The sequence below is a fragment of the Pseudoduganella sp. jia 12 genome, from assembly GCF_055502675.1.
On record NZ_JBUXKP010000004.1, the window covers coordinates 1 to 15,007 of the forward strand.

12 protein-coding genes and 1 rRNA gene are annotated in these 15,007 nt (G+C 63.7%); 8 read left to right on the plus strand and 5 right to left on the minus strand.

What is annotated here, in order from left to right; genetic code table 11:
- Window positions 1-13: 13 nt before the first annotated feature.
- Window positions 14-126 (plus strand): 5S ribosomal RNA (rrf, locus tag ACY65G_RS09235).
- 225 nt (window positions 127-351) lie between these two features.
- Here the strand turns inward: rrf and ACY65G_RS09240 are convergent.
- A complete protein-coding gene (locus ACY65G_RS09240; RefSeq protein ID WP_464997615.1) occupies window positions 352-594 on the minus strand; it encodes a hypothetical protein in 243 nt (80 codons plus the stop codon).
- Between the two features lie 29 nt (window positions 595-623).
- On the opposite strand from ACY65G_RS09240, the gene ACY65G_RS09245 reads away from it, so the two are divergent.
- Window positions 624-848 carry a hypothetical protein gene (locus tag ACY65G_RS09245; protein WP_464997594.1) on the plus strand — a complete coding sequence of 75 codons (225 nt, stop codon included), beginning with the start codon at window positions 624-626 and terminating at the stop codon, window positions 846-848.
- A 93-nt stretch (window positions 849-941) separates the two neighbouring features.
- Here ACY65G_RS09245 and ACY65G_RS09250 read toward each other — a convergent pair whose 3' ends face one another.
- Window positions 942-1,490 (minus strand): acyloxyacyl hydrolase, encoded by a 549-nt coding sequence (locus tag ACY65G_RS09250; RefSeq protein ID WP_464997074.1) that lies wholly within the window; start codon window positions 1,488-1,490, stop codon window positions 942-944.
- A 165-nt stretch (window positions 1,491-1,655) separates the two neighbouring features.
- Here ACY65G_RS09250 and ACY65G_RS09255 point away from each other — a divergent pair, with 165 nt between their 5' ends.
- Window positions 1,656-2,558, plus strand: coding sequence for an NAD(P)-dependent oxidoreductase (locus tag ACY65G_RS09255; RefSeq protein ID WP_464997075.1), 903 nt, complete (start codon window positions 1,656-1,658; stop codon window positions 2,556-2,558).
- A 92-nt stretch (window positions 2,559-2,650) separates the two neighbouring features.
- On the opposite strand, the gene ACY65G_RS09260 is transcribed toward ACY65G_RS09255, so the two are convergent.
- Complete coding sequence (locus ACY65G_RS09260) at window positions 2,651-3,844, minus strand: M20 aminoacylase family protein (RefSeq protein ID WP_464997076.1); 1,194 nt, start codon at window positions 3,842-3,844, stop codon at window positions 2,651-2,653.
- 197 nt (window positions 3,845-4,041) lie between these two features.
- Here ACY65G_RS09260 and ACY65G_RS09265 point away from each other — a divergent pair, with 197 nt between their 5' ends.
- From ACY65G_RS09265 to ACY65G_RS09280, 4 genes are all read left to right on the plus strand, one after another.
- Window positions 4,042-6,117, plus strand: a complete 2,076-nt coding sequence (locus ACY65G_RS09265; RefSeq protein ID WP_464997077.1) for a molybdopterin-containing oxidoreductase family protein — start codon at window positions 4,042-4,044, stop codon at window positions 6,115-6,117.
- Window positions 6,118-6,126: 9 nt separating this feature from the next.
- On the plus strand, window positions 6,127-7,260 hold the full coding sequence (locus tag ACY65G_RS09270) for an aminopeptidase (protein WP_464997078.1): 1,134 nt from the start codon (window positions 6,127-6,129) through the stop codon (window positions 7,258-7,260).
- Between the two features lie 265 nt (window positions 7,261-7,525).
- Window positions 7,526-9,223 (plus strand): long-chain-fatty-acid--CoA ligase, encoded by a 1,698-nt coding sequence (locus ACY65G_RS09275; protein WP_464997079.1) that lies wholly within the window; start codon window positions 7,526-7,528, stop codon window positions 9,221-9,223.
- Between the two features lie 55 nt (window positions 9,224-9,278).
- On the plus strand, window positions 9,279-10,949 hold the full coding sequence (locus ACY65G_RS09280; protein ID WP_464997080.1) for a long-chain-fatty-acid--CoA ligase: 1,671 nt from the start codon (window positions 9,279-9,281) through the stop codon (window positions 10,947-10,949).
- A 97-nt stretch (window positions 10,950-11,046) separates the two neighbouring features.
- Here ACY65G_RS09280 and ACY65G_RS09285 read toward each other — a convergent pair whose 3' ends face one another.
- Both ACY65G_RS09285 and ACY65G_RS09290 read right to left on the minus strand, forming a co-directional pair.
- Complete coding sequence (locus tag ACY65G_RS09285) at window positions 11,047-12,615, minus strand: alkaline phosphatase D family protein (protein WP_464997081.1); 1,569 nt, start codon at window positions 12,613-12,615, stop codon at window positions 11,047-11,049.
- 4 nt (window positions 12,616-12,619) lie between these two features.
- Window positions 12,620-13,057, minus strand: a complete 438-nt coding sequence (locus ACY65G_RS09290; protein ID WP_464997082.1) for an acyl-CoA thioesterase — start codon at window positions 13,055-13,057, stop codon at window positions 12,620-12,622.
- Between the two features lie 59 nt (window positions 13,058-13,116).
- Here ACY65G_RS09290 and ACY65G_RS09295 point away from each other — a divergent pair, with 59 nt between their 5' ends.
- Complete coding sequence (locus tag ACY65G_RS09295) at window positions 13,117-14,943, plus strand: ABCB family ABC transporter ATP-binding protein/permease (protein ID WP_464997083.1); 1,827 nt, start codon at window positions 13,117-13,119, stop codon at window positions 14,941-14,943.
- Window positions 14,944-15,007 lie beyond the last annotated feature (64 nt).

A 15,007-nucleotide genomic window follows, 5' to 3' on the forward strand; every position in this document is an offset into this window, starting at 1 on the left:
CGTACAAGTCATGCCTGATGACCATAGCAAGTCGGTCCCACCCCTTCCCATCCCGAACAGGACCGTGAAACGACTTTGCGCCGATGATAGTGCTGCAACCAGTGTGAAAGTAGGTTATCGTCAGGCTGTAATTCCAAGAGAAGCCCATTGCGTGATCGCAGTGGGCTTTTTTCATTTGTACTCACGCTTTGCAGTACGCGCAGACTTCGCTCCAGGTCCCGGGTTTTTGCTCGGCCGGGCACTGCCCGACCTCGCTCCACGAACAGGACCGTAAAACGACTTTGCGCCGATGTTCGTGCTGCAACCGGTGTCAAAGTTGGTTCAATCAGGCTGTTATATAGAAAAAACCCGCTAGCGTATGCTGGCGGGGTTTTTTGCTTTGGAGCGCTGCTTCACCAGTAGATTGCAGGCTTTGCTCCAGATCCGGCGGCCATCGCCGCCGACCCGCAAGCAACGCTGCCCGTACTGGCCACGAATGTCGGCGGCCTGTACGACGCGTTCGATATCGTCGGGCGCCATATGCGGCAGCAGGGGCACGGGCACCTGGTCGCCATCGCCTCCATCGCCGGCTGCTGAAGGACTATCCAGGCGCATCGCTGTACAGCGCCAGCAAGCGCGCCGCCATCGCGGTCTGCGACACGTTCCGCAAGGCCTTGGCGTCGTTCGGCATTGCCGTCACGGTCATCGTGCCCGGTTATGTCGACACGCCCCGACTGCGCGAACTGAACGGCGGCGATGCGCGCCGCAAGCCGTTCCTGCAAACGGAAGCGCAGGCCGTGCGCCATATCGCCCGGCCATCGCCCGGCGCGATGCCCGGTGCGTCTTCCCATGGCAACTGCACATGCTGATCCGGCTGTTCAACTGGCTGCCGCGGCCATTGCAAAGCCTGCGCAAAAAATAAAAGCCCGCGCAGGGCGGGCTTCGGATACGCCGGGTACGGATCAGAACCGGTAGGCCAGCTTCACCACGCCATAATCGACGCCGCTGTTCGGCTTCTTGATGCTGCCGTTCGAGAAGTGCTGCATCTTCACGGCCACTTCCCAGTTCTTGTTGAAGACATAGCCAATACCGATGTGGTCGCCGAACTGGAATGCCGTCGACAGGCGGTCATCGTTGTTGTTATAGGTTTCCGACATCAAGTGCGCGCCAATGCCGATCTCGGCATAGAAACCCAGCTTGTTCTTGTTTTCAAAGCGGAACACCGGCGTGAAGCCGATATCCACGATGTGCTGCTTATCGCCCGGCACGTTCTTGTACTGGCGGCCCTGCCAGTAACCGGCGCTCGCGTCCCAATATCCGGTCAGGTGCGTGTTGCCGGAATCGAACCAGCTCCAGTTCGGGTTCCAGTCCTTGGTGACGCCCACGCGCGCCATGCGGATTTTCGAAGCGGTGGCGGCTTCACCGTACACGCCATCGATCAGTTGGCCATCGGCCGCGAATGCGGCTTGCGCCGCCATCAGTGCGGCCACGGCCGCCATCAATTTTTTCATGTTCCTGTTCTCTCAAAGTGACATGCTGTATACATAATCGATACGGCAATCCGACTATTGTAGCGGGCTCGGCAGATTTAAGCTGAAGGGCATCCAAAGAGAAATCGATGCCATATCGTTATAAAAATGCAATTAACGGAGCAATTTTAGGGAGCAATAATTAACATGGGATTCTTTACGAAAATAGCTTTTCTCGGTATCGGCTTGATGGGAGAGCCAATGGTGCGGCGGCTGCTCGCGGCCGGGCTTCCGGTCAGCGCCTGGAATCGTACCTTCAGCAAGGCCGAGCGGCTCGCACCGGACGGCGCCGTCGCCGTGCCGCACCTGGAAGACGCGGTGCGCGACGCCGATATCGTCATCTCGATGCTGGAAGCCGGCCCCGTGGTCGGCACGCTCATCGATGCGGCCCTGCCATCGCTGCGCCAGGGCACGCTGTGGATCGACATGAGTTCCACCCGCCAGTCCGAGGCCCAGGCGTTCCATGCGCGCCTCCAGGCCGCCGGCTGCCGCTTCGTCGATGCGCCGGTCTCTGGCGGGGTAGGCGGCGCGCAGGCCGGCACGCTGGCGATCATGGCCGGTGGCGCCGAGGCGGATATCGAGCAAGCCCGCCCCGTGTTCGAAGCGATGGGCCGCGTGACGCGCGTGGGGCCGGCCGGCGCGGGGCAGGTCTCGAAGCTGTGCAACCAGCTGATCGTCGGCGGCACGATCAATATCGTGGCGGAGGCGCTGCTGCTCGCACAGGCCGCAGGTGCCGATCCCGCCGCCGTGCGCGCGGCGATCCGCGGCGGTTTTGCCGAGAGCCGCATCCTCGAGGTCCATGGCCAGCGCATGCTCGACCGGAACTTCCTGCCCGGCGGCCAGGTGACAACGCAATTGAAGGACCAGCACAATATCCTTGCCGCGGCGGCGGCCGCCGGCATTGCGCTGCCCGTCACCAGCCTGGTGACGGAGCGTTACGAGTCGATCCGGGATGTGTATCCGCAAGCCGATCACTCGGCCGCGCTGCTGGCGCTGGAGCGCCTGAACGAAGGCCAGCGCGTGGGGGATGCGCCGGACCGATTACCGTGAACTTAACGTAAGGGCAGCGCCGTTTCCACCGGCAGTACCCGGAAGCAAGGGGCCATCATGGGAGACGGTTTGCCGGGCACCAGCGGCCTTGATCAGCGCAACGGTAACGCCGTTTCCACCAGCCGCACCCAGAAACTGGCACCGACCGGCAGCAGGTTGTCGTTGAAATCGTAGCTGCCATTGTGCAGCACGCACGGCCCCAGGCCATGGCCGCCGGTGCGGTGATCGCCATCGCCGTTGCCGATGAAGATGTAGCACCCGGGCTTTTCCTGCAGGAAGAAGGCAAAGTCCTCGGCGCCCATCGTCGGCTCGGCGTTGGCATCCACGTTCTGTTCGCCCACCACGGCCTTCATCACCTCGACGGCAAACGCGGTTTCCTTCTCGTGGTTCACGAGCGGCGGATAGTTGCGCTTGAACTGGAAATCCACTTCCGCCTCGAACGCGGCGGCAATGCCTTCGGCCAGCGCCCGCATGCGCTGCTCGACCAGGTCCAGCACCGGCGTGGTGAACGTGCGCACGGTGCCCACCAGTTGCGCCGTGTCGGGAATCACGTTGGTGGCGCTGCCGGCATGGATCTGCGTGATCGACAGCACGGCCGTGTCCAGAGGGCTCTTGTTGCGCGTGATGATCGTCTGCCACGCCTGGGCGATCTGCACCGCGATCATCACGGGATCGATGCCCTTGTGCGGCTGGGCCGCATGCGCACCCTTGCCGCGCACCGTCACGTGGAATTCGTTCGACGACGCCATCATCGGCCCCGTGCACACATTCATCGTGCCGGCCGCATAGCCGGGCCAGTTGTGCATGCCGTAGATGGCTTCCATCGGAAAACGTTCGAACAGGCCATCCTCGATCATCTTGCGGGCCCCGGCACCGCCTTCCTCGGCCGGCTGGAACACGAGATATACAGTGCCGTCGAAGTCGCGCTGCCGCGCCAGGTGGTAAGCAGCACCCAGCAGCATTGCCGTGTGGCCGTCATGGCCGCACGCGTGCATCTTGCCGGGGTGGCGCGAGGCGTGCGGGAACGTGTTCACTTCCTGCATGGGCAGCGCATCCATGTCGGCGCGCAGGCCGATCGAACGGTCCGACGTACCGTTCTTGATGATGCCCACGAGGCCCGTTACGCCAAGGCCACGCACCACGGGAATGCCCCATTCGGCGAGCCTGGCGGCCACCACGTCGGCGGTGCGTACTTCCTCATAGGAGAGTTCGGGGTGGGCGTGCAGGTCGCGGCGGATTTCCTGCAGCGCGGACTGGAACGCAATGATCGGTTCTACAAGTTTCATCTGGCTCTCCGTTGTTCTTTGCGGCCCCGGGTAAGGGCCGTCACGCCAAACACGCCAATAATTTGCTAGTAAGCGAAGGAACATTGTAGCCCTTGTAACGGTTTTCAGGCCACTGCGCGGCCACCCGCGCGGGGCGATCGCAAGACCGCGCCAGATGGTTTAGGATAGCGGATTGTCCCTCCAAGTTTTCGCCCCCCATGACCGCCACCCAAGTGCGTGCCACCTGCCCGCACGACTGCCCCGATACCTGCGCCATCCTTGTCACCGTTGAAAACGGCATCGCCACCGAAATAAAAGGCGATCCCGACCATCCCACCACGGCCGGCGTGCTGTGCACCAAGGTTTCTCGCTATGCCGAGCGCACCTATTCGCCGGACCGCCTGCTGTATCCGCTGCGCAGGGTGGGAAAGAAGGGCGAAGGTAAATTCGAGCGCATCAGCTGGGATGACGCCCTGGAGGAGATCGCCGCGCGGCTGAAGCCGCTGGCGGAGACCGCGCCGGAAGCCATCCTGCCCTACAGTTACTGCGGCACGATGGGCCTGTTGCAGGGCGAGTCGATGTCGTCGCGCTTCTTCCACCAGCTGGGCGCCTCGCTGCTGGACCGCACGATCTGCGCGATGGCCGGTTTCACGGGCTACAAGTACACGATCGGCGGCTCGATCGGCACCGACCTCGAACAATTCCAGGATTCGAAAGTGATCCTGATCTGGGGCGGCAATCCCATCGCGTCGAACCTGCATTTCTGGATGCGCGCGCAGGAGGCCAAACGGCGCGGCGCGAAGCTGGTGGCGATCGATCCCTACCGCTCGCTGACGGCCGAGAAATGCCACCTGCACATCGCGCCGATGCCCGGCACCGATGCCGCGCTGGCGCTGGGCATGATGCACGTGCTGATCGCCGAGAACCTGGTCGACGACGACTATATCGCGCAATACACGCTGGGCTATGAACAATTGAAGGAGCGCGCAGCCGAGTGGACACCGGCGCGCACCGCGGCCACCTGCGGTATTCCGGAAGAGCAGGTGCTGGAGCTGGCGCGCCTGTATGGCCAAGCGGCGCGGGCAGGCGAACCAGTGGCGATCCGTGTCAACTACGGCGTGCAGCGCGTGCGCGGCGGCGGCATGGCGGTGCGCAATATCGCCTGCCTGCCGGCGCTCGTCGGCGCATGGCGGCACGCCGCTGGCGGCATCCAGTTGTCGACATCGGGTTCCTTCCCGACCAACAAGCCGGCGCTCCAGCGCCCGGACCTGCTGAAGAAACTGCCCCGCACGATCAACATGACGACGATCGGCGACGACCTGCTGCGCCCCGCGTCGCCGGCGTTCGGCCCGCGCGTGGACGCTGTCATCGTCTACAACTCGAACCCGGTGGCGGTGGCGCCGGATTCATCGAAAGTGCAGGCCGGTTTCGCGCGTGAAGACCTGTTTACGGTGGTGCTGGAACAATTCCAGACCGATACCGTGGACTACGCCGATATCGTGCTGCCCGCCACCACGCAACTGGAACATGCGGACGCGCACCTGGCCTACGGACACCTGTACATGATGGCGAATAATCCCGCCATCGCGCCGCTGGGCGAAGCAAAGCCGAACACGGAAATCTTCCGCCTGCTGGCCGCCCGCATGGGCTTCACGGATCCGTGCTTCACCCAGACCGATGATGAACTGGCATCGCAGGCATTCCGGAAAGATGACGCAAGATCCATTCACTTCGATTGGGAATCGTTGAAGAAGAAGGGCTGGGAAAAGCTCAACATGCCGGATGCACCATTTGCCTATGGTAAATTCCCCACACCTTCAGGAAAATGTGAGTTCTTTTCCGAAGCCATGCGGGCCGATGGCCTGGACCCCCTGCCAGCCTATATCGAAAACTACGAATCCGCGTCATCTACCCCGGATCTGGCGGCAAAATACCCGCTGGCGATGATATCTCCGCCGGCACGCAACTTCCTGAACTCCACCTTTGTCAATGTGCAAAGCCTGCGTGCCACCGAGGGGGAGCCGCAGCTCGACATCCATCCTGACGATGCAACAACACGTGCCATCAATCACGGCGATATGGTGCGCATCTTTAACGATCGTGGCTCGTTCGTGTGCAAGGCCCGGGTCACGGAAAAGGCCCGGAAAGGCCTCGTGGTGGGCCTGTCGATCTGGTGGAAGAAGCTTGCGCGTGATGGCAAGAATGCCAATGAGGTGACCAGCCAGCGCCTGACCGACATGGGCCGCGCGCCAACTTTTTACGATACACTGGTTCAAGTCGAACGTGTCTCATGAGTAGGAAGCATGCGCAAGATTGCCCGTTTAAACATACGTGCCAAGTACCTCGTGGCAGGGCTTTCGTGCACAGCCTTGCTGGCCGGTTGCGCCCAGGTCAAGTACTACTTCCAGGCGGCGCAGGGCCAATATTCGCTGTGGTCCGATTCGCGCCCCGTCGATGACTGGCTGGGCGATCCCAACACCGAACCCAAACTGCGGGCCCGCCTGGAAAAGGCGGTCACGATCCGCAAGTTCGCCGTGCGCGAACTTTCCTTGCCGGACAACGCCAGCTACAAGCAATACGCCGCCCTGAACCGCCCGTTCGTGCTGTGGAACGTCGTCGCCACGCCCGAGCTTTCGCTGCGCCCCATCCAGTGGTGCTTCCCGATTGCCGGCTGCGTGGCCTACCGTGGCTACTACAGCAAGGAAGATGCGATGGCGTATGCGGAAGAACTGCGCAAGGAAGGCGACGACGTGCAGGTCGGCGGCGTTCCCGCCTATTCCACGCTGGGCTGGTTCAGCGATCCGCTGCTGTCCACCTTCATCAATTATTCCGACGCGGAACTGGCCCGCATGGTCTTCCACGAACTGGCCCACCAGGTGGTGTACATTCCCGGCGATTCCCGCTTCAACGAAGCCTTTGCATCCGCCGTCGAAGAGGCGGGTGTCGACCGCTGGCTCGAGTTGTACGGCAACGAGGCCATGCGCGAAGCGTATGTCCGCTACAGCATGCGCCGCAAGGAGTTCCTCGCGCTGCTGGTCAAGCACCGCCAGATGCTCTCCGAGCTGTATGCCAGCAAGGCAAGCGTAAAGAAGAAGCGCGAGGAAAAGGCACGTATCTTCGCCTCGCTGCACAGGGAATATGGCGTGCTCAAGGCGAATTGGGGCGGTTATGCCGGCTACGACCGGTTCTTTGCCGAGAAGCTGACGAATGCCCACCTGGCCGCCATCGCCACCTATAATGACCTCGTACCCGGCTTCAAGGCATTGCTGGCCCAGGAAAAGACTTTTCCGCGGTTTTATGCTGCGGTGCAGCGCATGAGTAACCTGCCCTCCGTGGAGCGCAGCGAGCGCCTGGCAGAGCTTGCACGCTCGGCGGCACCCGCCGCCGCGGTGACCGTCGTGGCGGAAAAACAGGCGGAAACCTCCGGTGGTCACTGACGTCGTCCGCTGTCATCTGCCGCATGCGCATGTTGCGCCGCCACAGGCCGATTCGCCTGTGTGCAGCCTTTCATCGCAATGGCCGGCCGCAAAAAGCGCTTGCATACGGCCCTACCTGCCGATAGCATCTTAGCGCGCAGATAGTACGAGCGTTCGTTTTCTGAAGTCGACACCGCGACAGCCCGCCAGCCCTGTGCAGCCGGCGGCCCATGACAGCGGGGCGAGCCAGACAGCCCTGCAATAAAACGGAGACAAGAGGCACAGCATGGACAAGATCTGGTTGAAGTCGTACCCATCCGGCGTTCCTGCCGAGATCGATCCGAACCAGTACCGCTCGCTGGTACACCTGCTGGAGGAATCGTTCCAGAAGTATGCGAACCGCAAGGCGTTCGTATGCATGGACAAGCACATTACTTTCGGCGAGCTCGACGCCCATTCGAAGCGCATCGGCGCCTGGCTGCAAAGCCGTGGCATGAAGCCGGGCGCGCGCGTGGCGCTGATGATGCCGAACGTGCTGCAATACCCGGTCGCGCTGGCGGCCGTGCTGCGCGCCGGCTACACGGTGGTCAACGTGAATCCGCTGTACACGCCGCGCGAGCTGGAGCACCAGCTGGCCGACTCGGGCGCGGAAGCCATCGTCATCCTGGAAAACTTCGCCCACACGCTCGAGCAGGTGGTGGGCCGCACGGCCGTCAAGCACATCGTCGTGGCCAGCATGGGCGAAATGCTGGGCATGGCCAAGGGCCTGGTGGTCGATTTCGTCGTGCGCAACGTGAAGAAGCTGGTGCCCGCCTATTCGCTGCCGAACGCCGTGCGCTTCAAGGATGCGCTGTCGCATGCATCGGGCATGAAGCTCACGCCGGTGGAAATCACGCACGACGACGTGGCCTTCCTGCAGTACACCGGCGGCACCACCGGCGTCTCGAAAGGCGCCACGCTGACGCACAAGAATGTGATCGCCAACGTGCTGCAGGTGGAGGCGTGGTCGCAGCCCGGCCTGGCGAAGGAACCGCGCGTCGAGGAACTGTCGATCGTGTGCGCGCTGCCGCTGTACCATATCTTCGCGCTGACGGCATGCGCCATGTGGGGCATGCGCATGGGCGCGCTGAACATCCTGATCCCGAACCCGCGCGACATCGGCGGTTTCATCAAGGAGCTGGCCAAGTACAAGTTCAACATGCTGCCGGCGGTGAACACGCTGTACAACGCGCTGGTGAACCATCCCGATTTCCACCATCTCGATTTCTCGGGCCTCAAGATCGCCAACGGCGGCGGCATGGCCGTGCAGCAGGCCGTCAACGACAAGTGGCTGAAGGCGACGGGCGTGGCGATCATTGAGGGCTACGGCCTGTCGGAAACGGCGCCCGTGGCCACCTGCAACCGTTCCGACAGCACCGCGTTTTCCGGCACGATCGGCTTGCCGATCCCGTCGACCGAGGTGGCGATCCTCGATGACGACGGCAACGAAGTGCCACTGGGCCAGCCAGGCGAGATCGCCATCCGCGGCCCGCAGGTCATGGCCGGCTACTGGAACCGGCCGGAGGAAACGGCGAAGGTGATGACGGCCGGCGGCTACTTCAAGTCCGGCGACGTGGGCGTAATGGACGAACGCGGTTATGTGAAGATCGTCGACCGCAAGAAGGATATGATCCTGGTCTCGGGCTTCAACGTTTATCCGAACGAGCTCGAAGCCGTGGTGGCTGCGCATCCGGGCGTGCTCGAAGTGGCTTGCGTCGGCGTGCCGGATGCGCACTCCGGCGAGGCGGTCAAGCTGTACGTCGTGCGCAAGGACCCGCTCCTGACCGCCGATGCGCTGATGGCGTATTGCAAGGAAAACCTGACCGGCTACAAGAAGCCGAAATACATCGAGTTCCGCGACGAACTCCCGAAAACGAATGTCGGCAAGATCCTGCGGCGCGTGTTGCGCGACGAGGCCACGGCCGGCACCCGGGAAGTGGCATGAGGATCCCCACAAGGGATTCCCGCATAATAAAGACGAGCGAAAGAAGAGGCACTGCATGGAAAAAATCTGGTTGAAATCCTACCCCGAAGGCGTACCCGCCGAGATCGACGTCTCGCAGTACACCTCGGTGACGCATCTGCTGGAGGACTCGTTCCGCAAATATGCCGACGACAAGGCCTACGTCTGCATGGACAAGTTCCTCACCTATGCGCAGGTCGACCAGATGTCCCGCAAGTTCGGCGCCTGGCTGCAGGGCAAGGGGCTGCAGAAGGGCGCGCGCGTGGCGATCATGCTGCCGAACGTGCTGCAATACCCGGTGGCGATGGCCGGTATCCTGCGCGCCGGTTTCACGGTGGTCAACGTCAACCCGCTGTACACGCCGCGCGAACTGGCGCACCAGCTGAAGGATTCCGGTGCCCAGGCGATCATCGTGCTGGAAAACTTCGCCAATACGGTGCAGCAGGTGGTGCATGAAACGCCGGTCGAGCACGTGATCGTGGCCACGATGGGCGACCTGCTCGGGGCCGTGAAGGGCACGATCGTCAACTTGGTCGTGCGCCATGTGAAGAAGATGGTGCCGGCGTTCTCGCTGCCGCGCGCCGTGCCGTTCAAGCAGGTGCTGGCCGAAGGCGGCCGCATGACGCTGCACCCGGTGAAGATCGGCCACGACGATATCGCCTTTTTGCAGTACACGGGCGGCACCACCGGCGTCTCGAAGGGCGCCGTGCTGCTGCACCGGAACGTGGTCGCCAACGTGCTGCAGAACGAGGCATGGCTGCACATGGGGCCCCAGCAGGAGCAGGTCGTGTTCGTGTGTGCGCTGCCGCTGTACCACATCTATTCGCTCACCATCTCCGCCTTCATGGGCATGCGCCTGGGCGGCCTGAACGTGCTGATCCCGAACCCGCGCGACATCCCCGGCTTCGTCAAAGAACTGGCGAAATACCGCGTGACCGTGCTTCCGGCCGTGAACACGCTGTACAACGCGCTGCTGAACAACCCGGAGTTCGCGAAACTCGACTTTTCCAGCTACAAGGTGTGCAACGGCGGCGGCATGGCCGTGCAGCAGGCCGTGGCCGACAAATGGCTCAAGCTGACCGGCACGCCGATCATCGAGGGCTACGGCCTGTCCGAAACGTCGCCGGTGGCCACCGCCAACCGCGTGGACATCAAGGAATTCACCGGCACGATCGGCTTGCCGATCCCGTCCACCGAAGTGGCCATCCTCGACGACGGCGGCAACCCGGTACCGCTGGGCACCGCCGGCGAAATCGCCATCCGCGGCCCGCAGGTCATGGCCGGCTACTGGCAGCGGCCCGACGAAACGGCCCGCTCGATGACGGCCGACGGCTTCTTCAAGACCGGCGACGTGGGCATCATGGACGAGCGGGGCTACACGAAGATCGTCGACCGCAAGAAGGACATGATCATCGTTTCCGGCTTCAACGTGTACCCGAACGAAGTCGAAGGCGTGGTGGCTGCCCACCCGGGCGTGCTCGAATGCGCGTGCATCGGCGTGCCGGACAAGAATTCCGGCGAGGCCGTGAAACTGTTCGTGGTGCGCAAGGACCCGAACCTGACGGCGGAATCGCTGATGGAATTCTGCAAGCACGAGCTGACCGCCTACAAGAAGCCGAAGTACATCGAGTTCCGCGACGACCTGCCGAAAACGAACGTGGGCAAGATCCTGCGGCGGCAACTGCGCGACGAGAAGCGCGCCGCTTGATGCGTTGGCAAACTTGTTAACCCCACAGGCAACTGCCGGGGTCAGACCGTGGTCTGACCCCGGGGTTACGCCTTTGGGGTAAAGCCCGGAACGAATCTCAGGCGGCAACCACCCCCGCCTTGCCATCCTCCACCGCGAACCTGGCCAGCGTCCGGATCCCGCTGGCCTTGTCCCGCACATCGTCGAGCCCCTGGAACAGCACCGAAGTCCGCTCGGGCGTCATCTCCATCAGCATGTACCCGCGCCGGTCGCTGCGCCCGTATTTGATGTGCGGGTTCATCGCCACGTACTGCGCGGTGCGTGCCTGCGGCCGCGAGCTCGACGTGATCGAGGTGCCGCAGAATTCCGTCGCCACGACCGGGTTGCCGGCGGCGCGCGGGCGCGCCGGGTCGCGCCGCAGCTCGGCCGCATAGAACGTGTGCACGTCGCCGGACAGCACCAGCGGATTGGCGGCGCCGCTCGTGCGAACCGCATCGAGCAGCCGCTGGCGGGCGGCCGGGTAGCCATCCCAGCCATCGGTCCAGAAGCGGCCGTCGCTGGCGCGGCGAATCTCCACCTGCGAAGATTGCGCCATCAGCGTTTGCTGCGCCAGCACGTTCCAGCGCGCCCTGGAGCCCTTCAGCCCCTCGCGCAGCCACGTCTCCTGCGCGGAACCCAGCATCGTGCGCCGGCCGTCCGCCAGCATCGCGCAGGCATTGCGATAAACGGAGTTGGAGCCGCCCCGATCCGGCCGGGCGCAGGCCTGCGGCGTGCGGTACTGGCGGTTGTCGAGCACGTGGAATCTCGCCAGCGCGCCCCAGTCGTAGCGCCCGTACATGCGCACATCCTTGAAGCCTCCAGCAGCAAAGCGCAGCGGCTGGTGCTCGCAATAGGCCTGGTAGGCTGCCGCACGGCGTGCGGCAAAGTCGGGCGTCAGCAGTTCATCGCGCAGGCCGCCGTAGTCGTTGGCCACCTCATGGTCGTCCCACGTCATGATCCACGGCGCCGCGTGGTGCGCGGCCTGCAGGTCGCGATCGCTCTTGTATTGCGCATAGCGGGCGCGGTACTGGTCCAGCGTGAAACTCTCGTCGCGGCGCACGGCCCGATCGGGATGGTCCAGGCTGTACCGGCCCCATTCGTAGATATAGTCGCCCAGGAAGGCCACCAGGTCCGGCGCCGCTTGCGCAAGGTGGCGGTGCGCGGCGTAGTGGCCGAATTCCCAGTGCTGGCACGACGCCACGGCCAGCTTCAGCACGCGGGGCAGGGTGCCCGGCGCGGGGGCCGTGCGGGTGCGCGCCACGGGGCTTACCGCATCGCCCAGCATGAAGCGGTACCAGTACCAGCGGTCCGGCCGCAAGCCTTTCACGTCCACGTGCACGCTGTGCGCCAGGGCCGGATTGGCGGTGGCCGTGCCGCGGGCGGCAATGGTGCGAAATGCCGCGTCCTCGGCCACTTCCCAGCGCACTGCGAATGCCACCGGCGGGGTGGTGCGGGCATCGAGCGGATCGAACAGGATGCGCGTCCACAGCACCACGCTGTCGGGCAGCGGCGCGCCGGATGCGACGCCCAGCGTGAACGGATAGGGCGCGTTGCGCGGCGCGGCCGCGCACGGCAGCACCGGGCCGAGCGCGGCCAGGCCAGCAACGCGGGCACCCGTCAGCAGCAACTGCCGGCGGCCGTGTTCCATGCGCTTATTTGTGCATCAGCGATTCGATCGGCGGTACCGGCCGCGGCTTGCGGTCCGACCCGGTGGCCACGTAGGTCAGCGTGGCTTCCGTGACCTTGACGATATCGGCCTGCAGGCGGTTGCGTTCCGCATAGACCTCGACGTTGACGGTGATCGACGTGGTGCCCACCCGGACGATATCGGCATAGAACGACAGCAGGTCGCCGACGAACACCGGATTCTTGAAGACAAAGGAATTGACGGCGATCGTGGCCACGCGGCCATTGGCGCGGCGGGTGGCCGGCAGCGAGCCGGCAATGTCGACCTGGGCCATGATCCAGCCGCCGAACACGTCGCCATAGACGTTGGCATCCGCGGGGGCGGGCATCACGCGCAGCTCCGGCATTTTGCCCGGAGGCAAGCGATTCGAGGCGGGACTGGGCGTTACATCGGGCGTGGTCATCGTGAAATCTCGTTGAGGGCTACAATTGGGTCCCAGATTTTAACGCCAGCCAGCCCGTCATGCGTCGTTCCGCCTATTCTTCCGAACCGCCCCCGCCCGGCCGCCCTGGCCGCAGCGACCTTGCCACCCTGAAAACATTGGTCCCGTATTTGTGGGTGTACAAGTGGCGGGTCGGCCTTGCCCTGCTGGCGCTGGTGGGCGCCAAGCTCGCCAACGTGGGCGTGCCGATCGTCATGAAGCACCTGGTCGACGCGATGACACTCAAGCCGGGCGACCCGCGCGCGCTGCTGGTGCTGCCGGTCGGCCTGCTGGTCGTGTATGGCGTGCTGCGGCTGTCCACCACGCTGTTCACCGAGCTGCGCGAGTTCCTGTTTGCCCGCGTCACGCAGCGCGCCGTGCGTACCATCGCGCTGCAGGTGTTCCGGCACCTGCATGCGCTGTCGCTGCGCTTCCACCTGAACCGGCAGACCGGCGGCATGACGCGCGACATCGAGCGGGGCACGCGCGGCGTCGGCTCGCTGATTTCTTACACGCTGTTCAATATCCTGCCCACGCTCGTCGAGATCACGCTGGTGCTGGCCTATCTCGTCACCCACTACGACATCTGGTTCTCCGTGATCACGTTCGGCGCGCTGGTGCTGTACATCACGTTCACCGTGACCGTCACGAACTGGCGCACGCATTTCCGGCGCACGATGAACGATCTCGATTCGAAAGCCAACACCAAGGCGATCGACTCGCTGCTGAACTATGAAACCGTCAAGTATTTCGGCAACGAGGAATACGAGGCGAAGCGCTACGACGAAGGCCTGAAGCACTACGAATCGGCGGCGGTGCGTTCGCAAACCTCGCTGTCCCTGCTGAACACGGGCCAGTCGGCCATCATCGCCACCGCGGTCACGCTGATCATGTGGCGCGCCACGGTCGGCGTCGTGGACGGCACCATGACGCTGGGCGACCTGGTACTGGTGAATTCCTTCATGATCCAGCTGTACATTCCGCTCAACTTCCTGGGCGTGATCTACCGCGAAATCAAGCAGAGCCTGGCCGACATGGAACGGCTGTTCTCGCTGCTCGACGAAAACCGCGAGGTGGCCGATGCGCCGCATGCGCAACCGCTGGCCACCCGGGGCGCGCAGGTCAGGTTCTCCCACGTGGAGTTCAGCTACGAGCCGAAACGGCAGATCCTGTTCGACGTGGACTTCACCATCGCCGCCGGTACCACCACGGCCATCGTCGGCCACAGCGGGTCGGGCAAGTCCACGCTGTCGCGGCTGCTGTTCCGCTTCTATGAAGTGGGCAGTGGCGCGATCACGATCGACGGCCAGGACCTGCGGGCGGTCACGCAGGATTCGCTGCGCCACGCGATCGGCATCGTGCCGCAGGATACGGTGCTGTTCAACGACACGATCGAATACAACATCGGCTACGGCAAGCCGGGCGCCACGCACGACGAGATCGTGGCCGTGGCAAAGGCGGCATCGATCCACGAATTCATCGACAGCCTGCCGGATGGCTACCGCACGATGGTCGGCGAGCGCGGGCTGAAACTGTCCGGCGGCGAGAAGCAGCGCGTGGCCATCGCCCGCACCTTGCTGAAGGATCCGGCCATCCTTGTTTTCGACGAAGCCACCTCCGCGCTCGATTCGAAATCCGAGCAGGCGATCCAGGCGCAGCTGAAGGAAATCGCCAGGAACCGCACGACGATGGTGATCGCGCACCGGTTGTCCACCGTGGCCGACGCACACCAGATCCTGGTGCTCGACCATGGCCGCATCGTCGAACGCGGCAATCACGCGGCGCTGCTGGCGGCGGACGGGCTGTATGCGCAGATGTGGGCGCGGCAGCAAGCTCGCGCCAATGCGCCGGATGAAGCCGCAGCATAACCGTCGGCATCATTGACATTATTGTTGTAAATACTGATGACTGCGCAATAAGCCGCTGATTCCA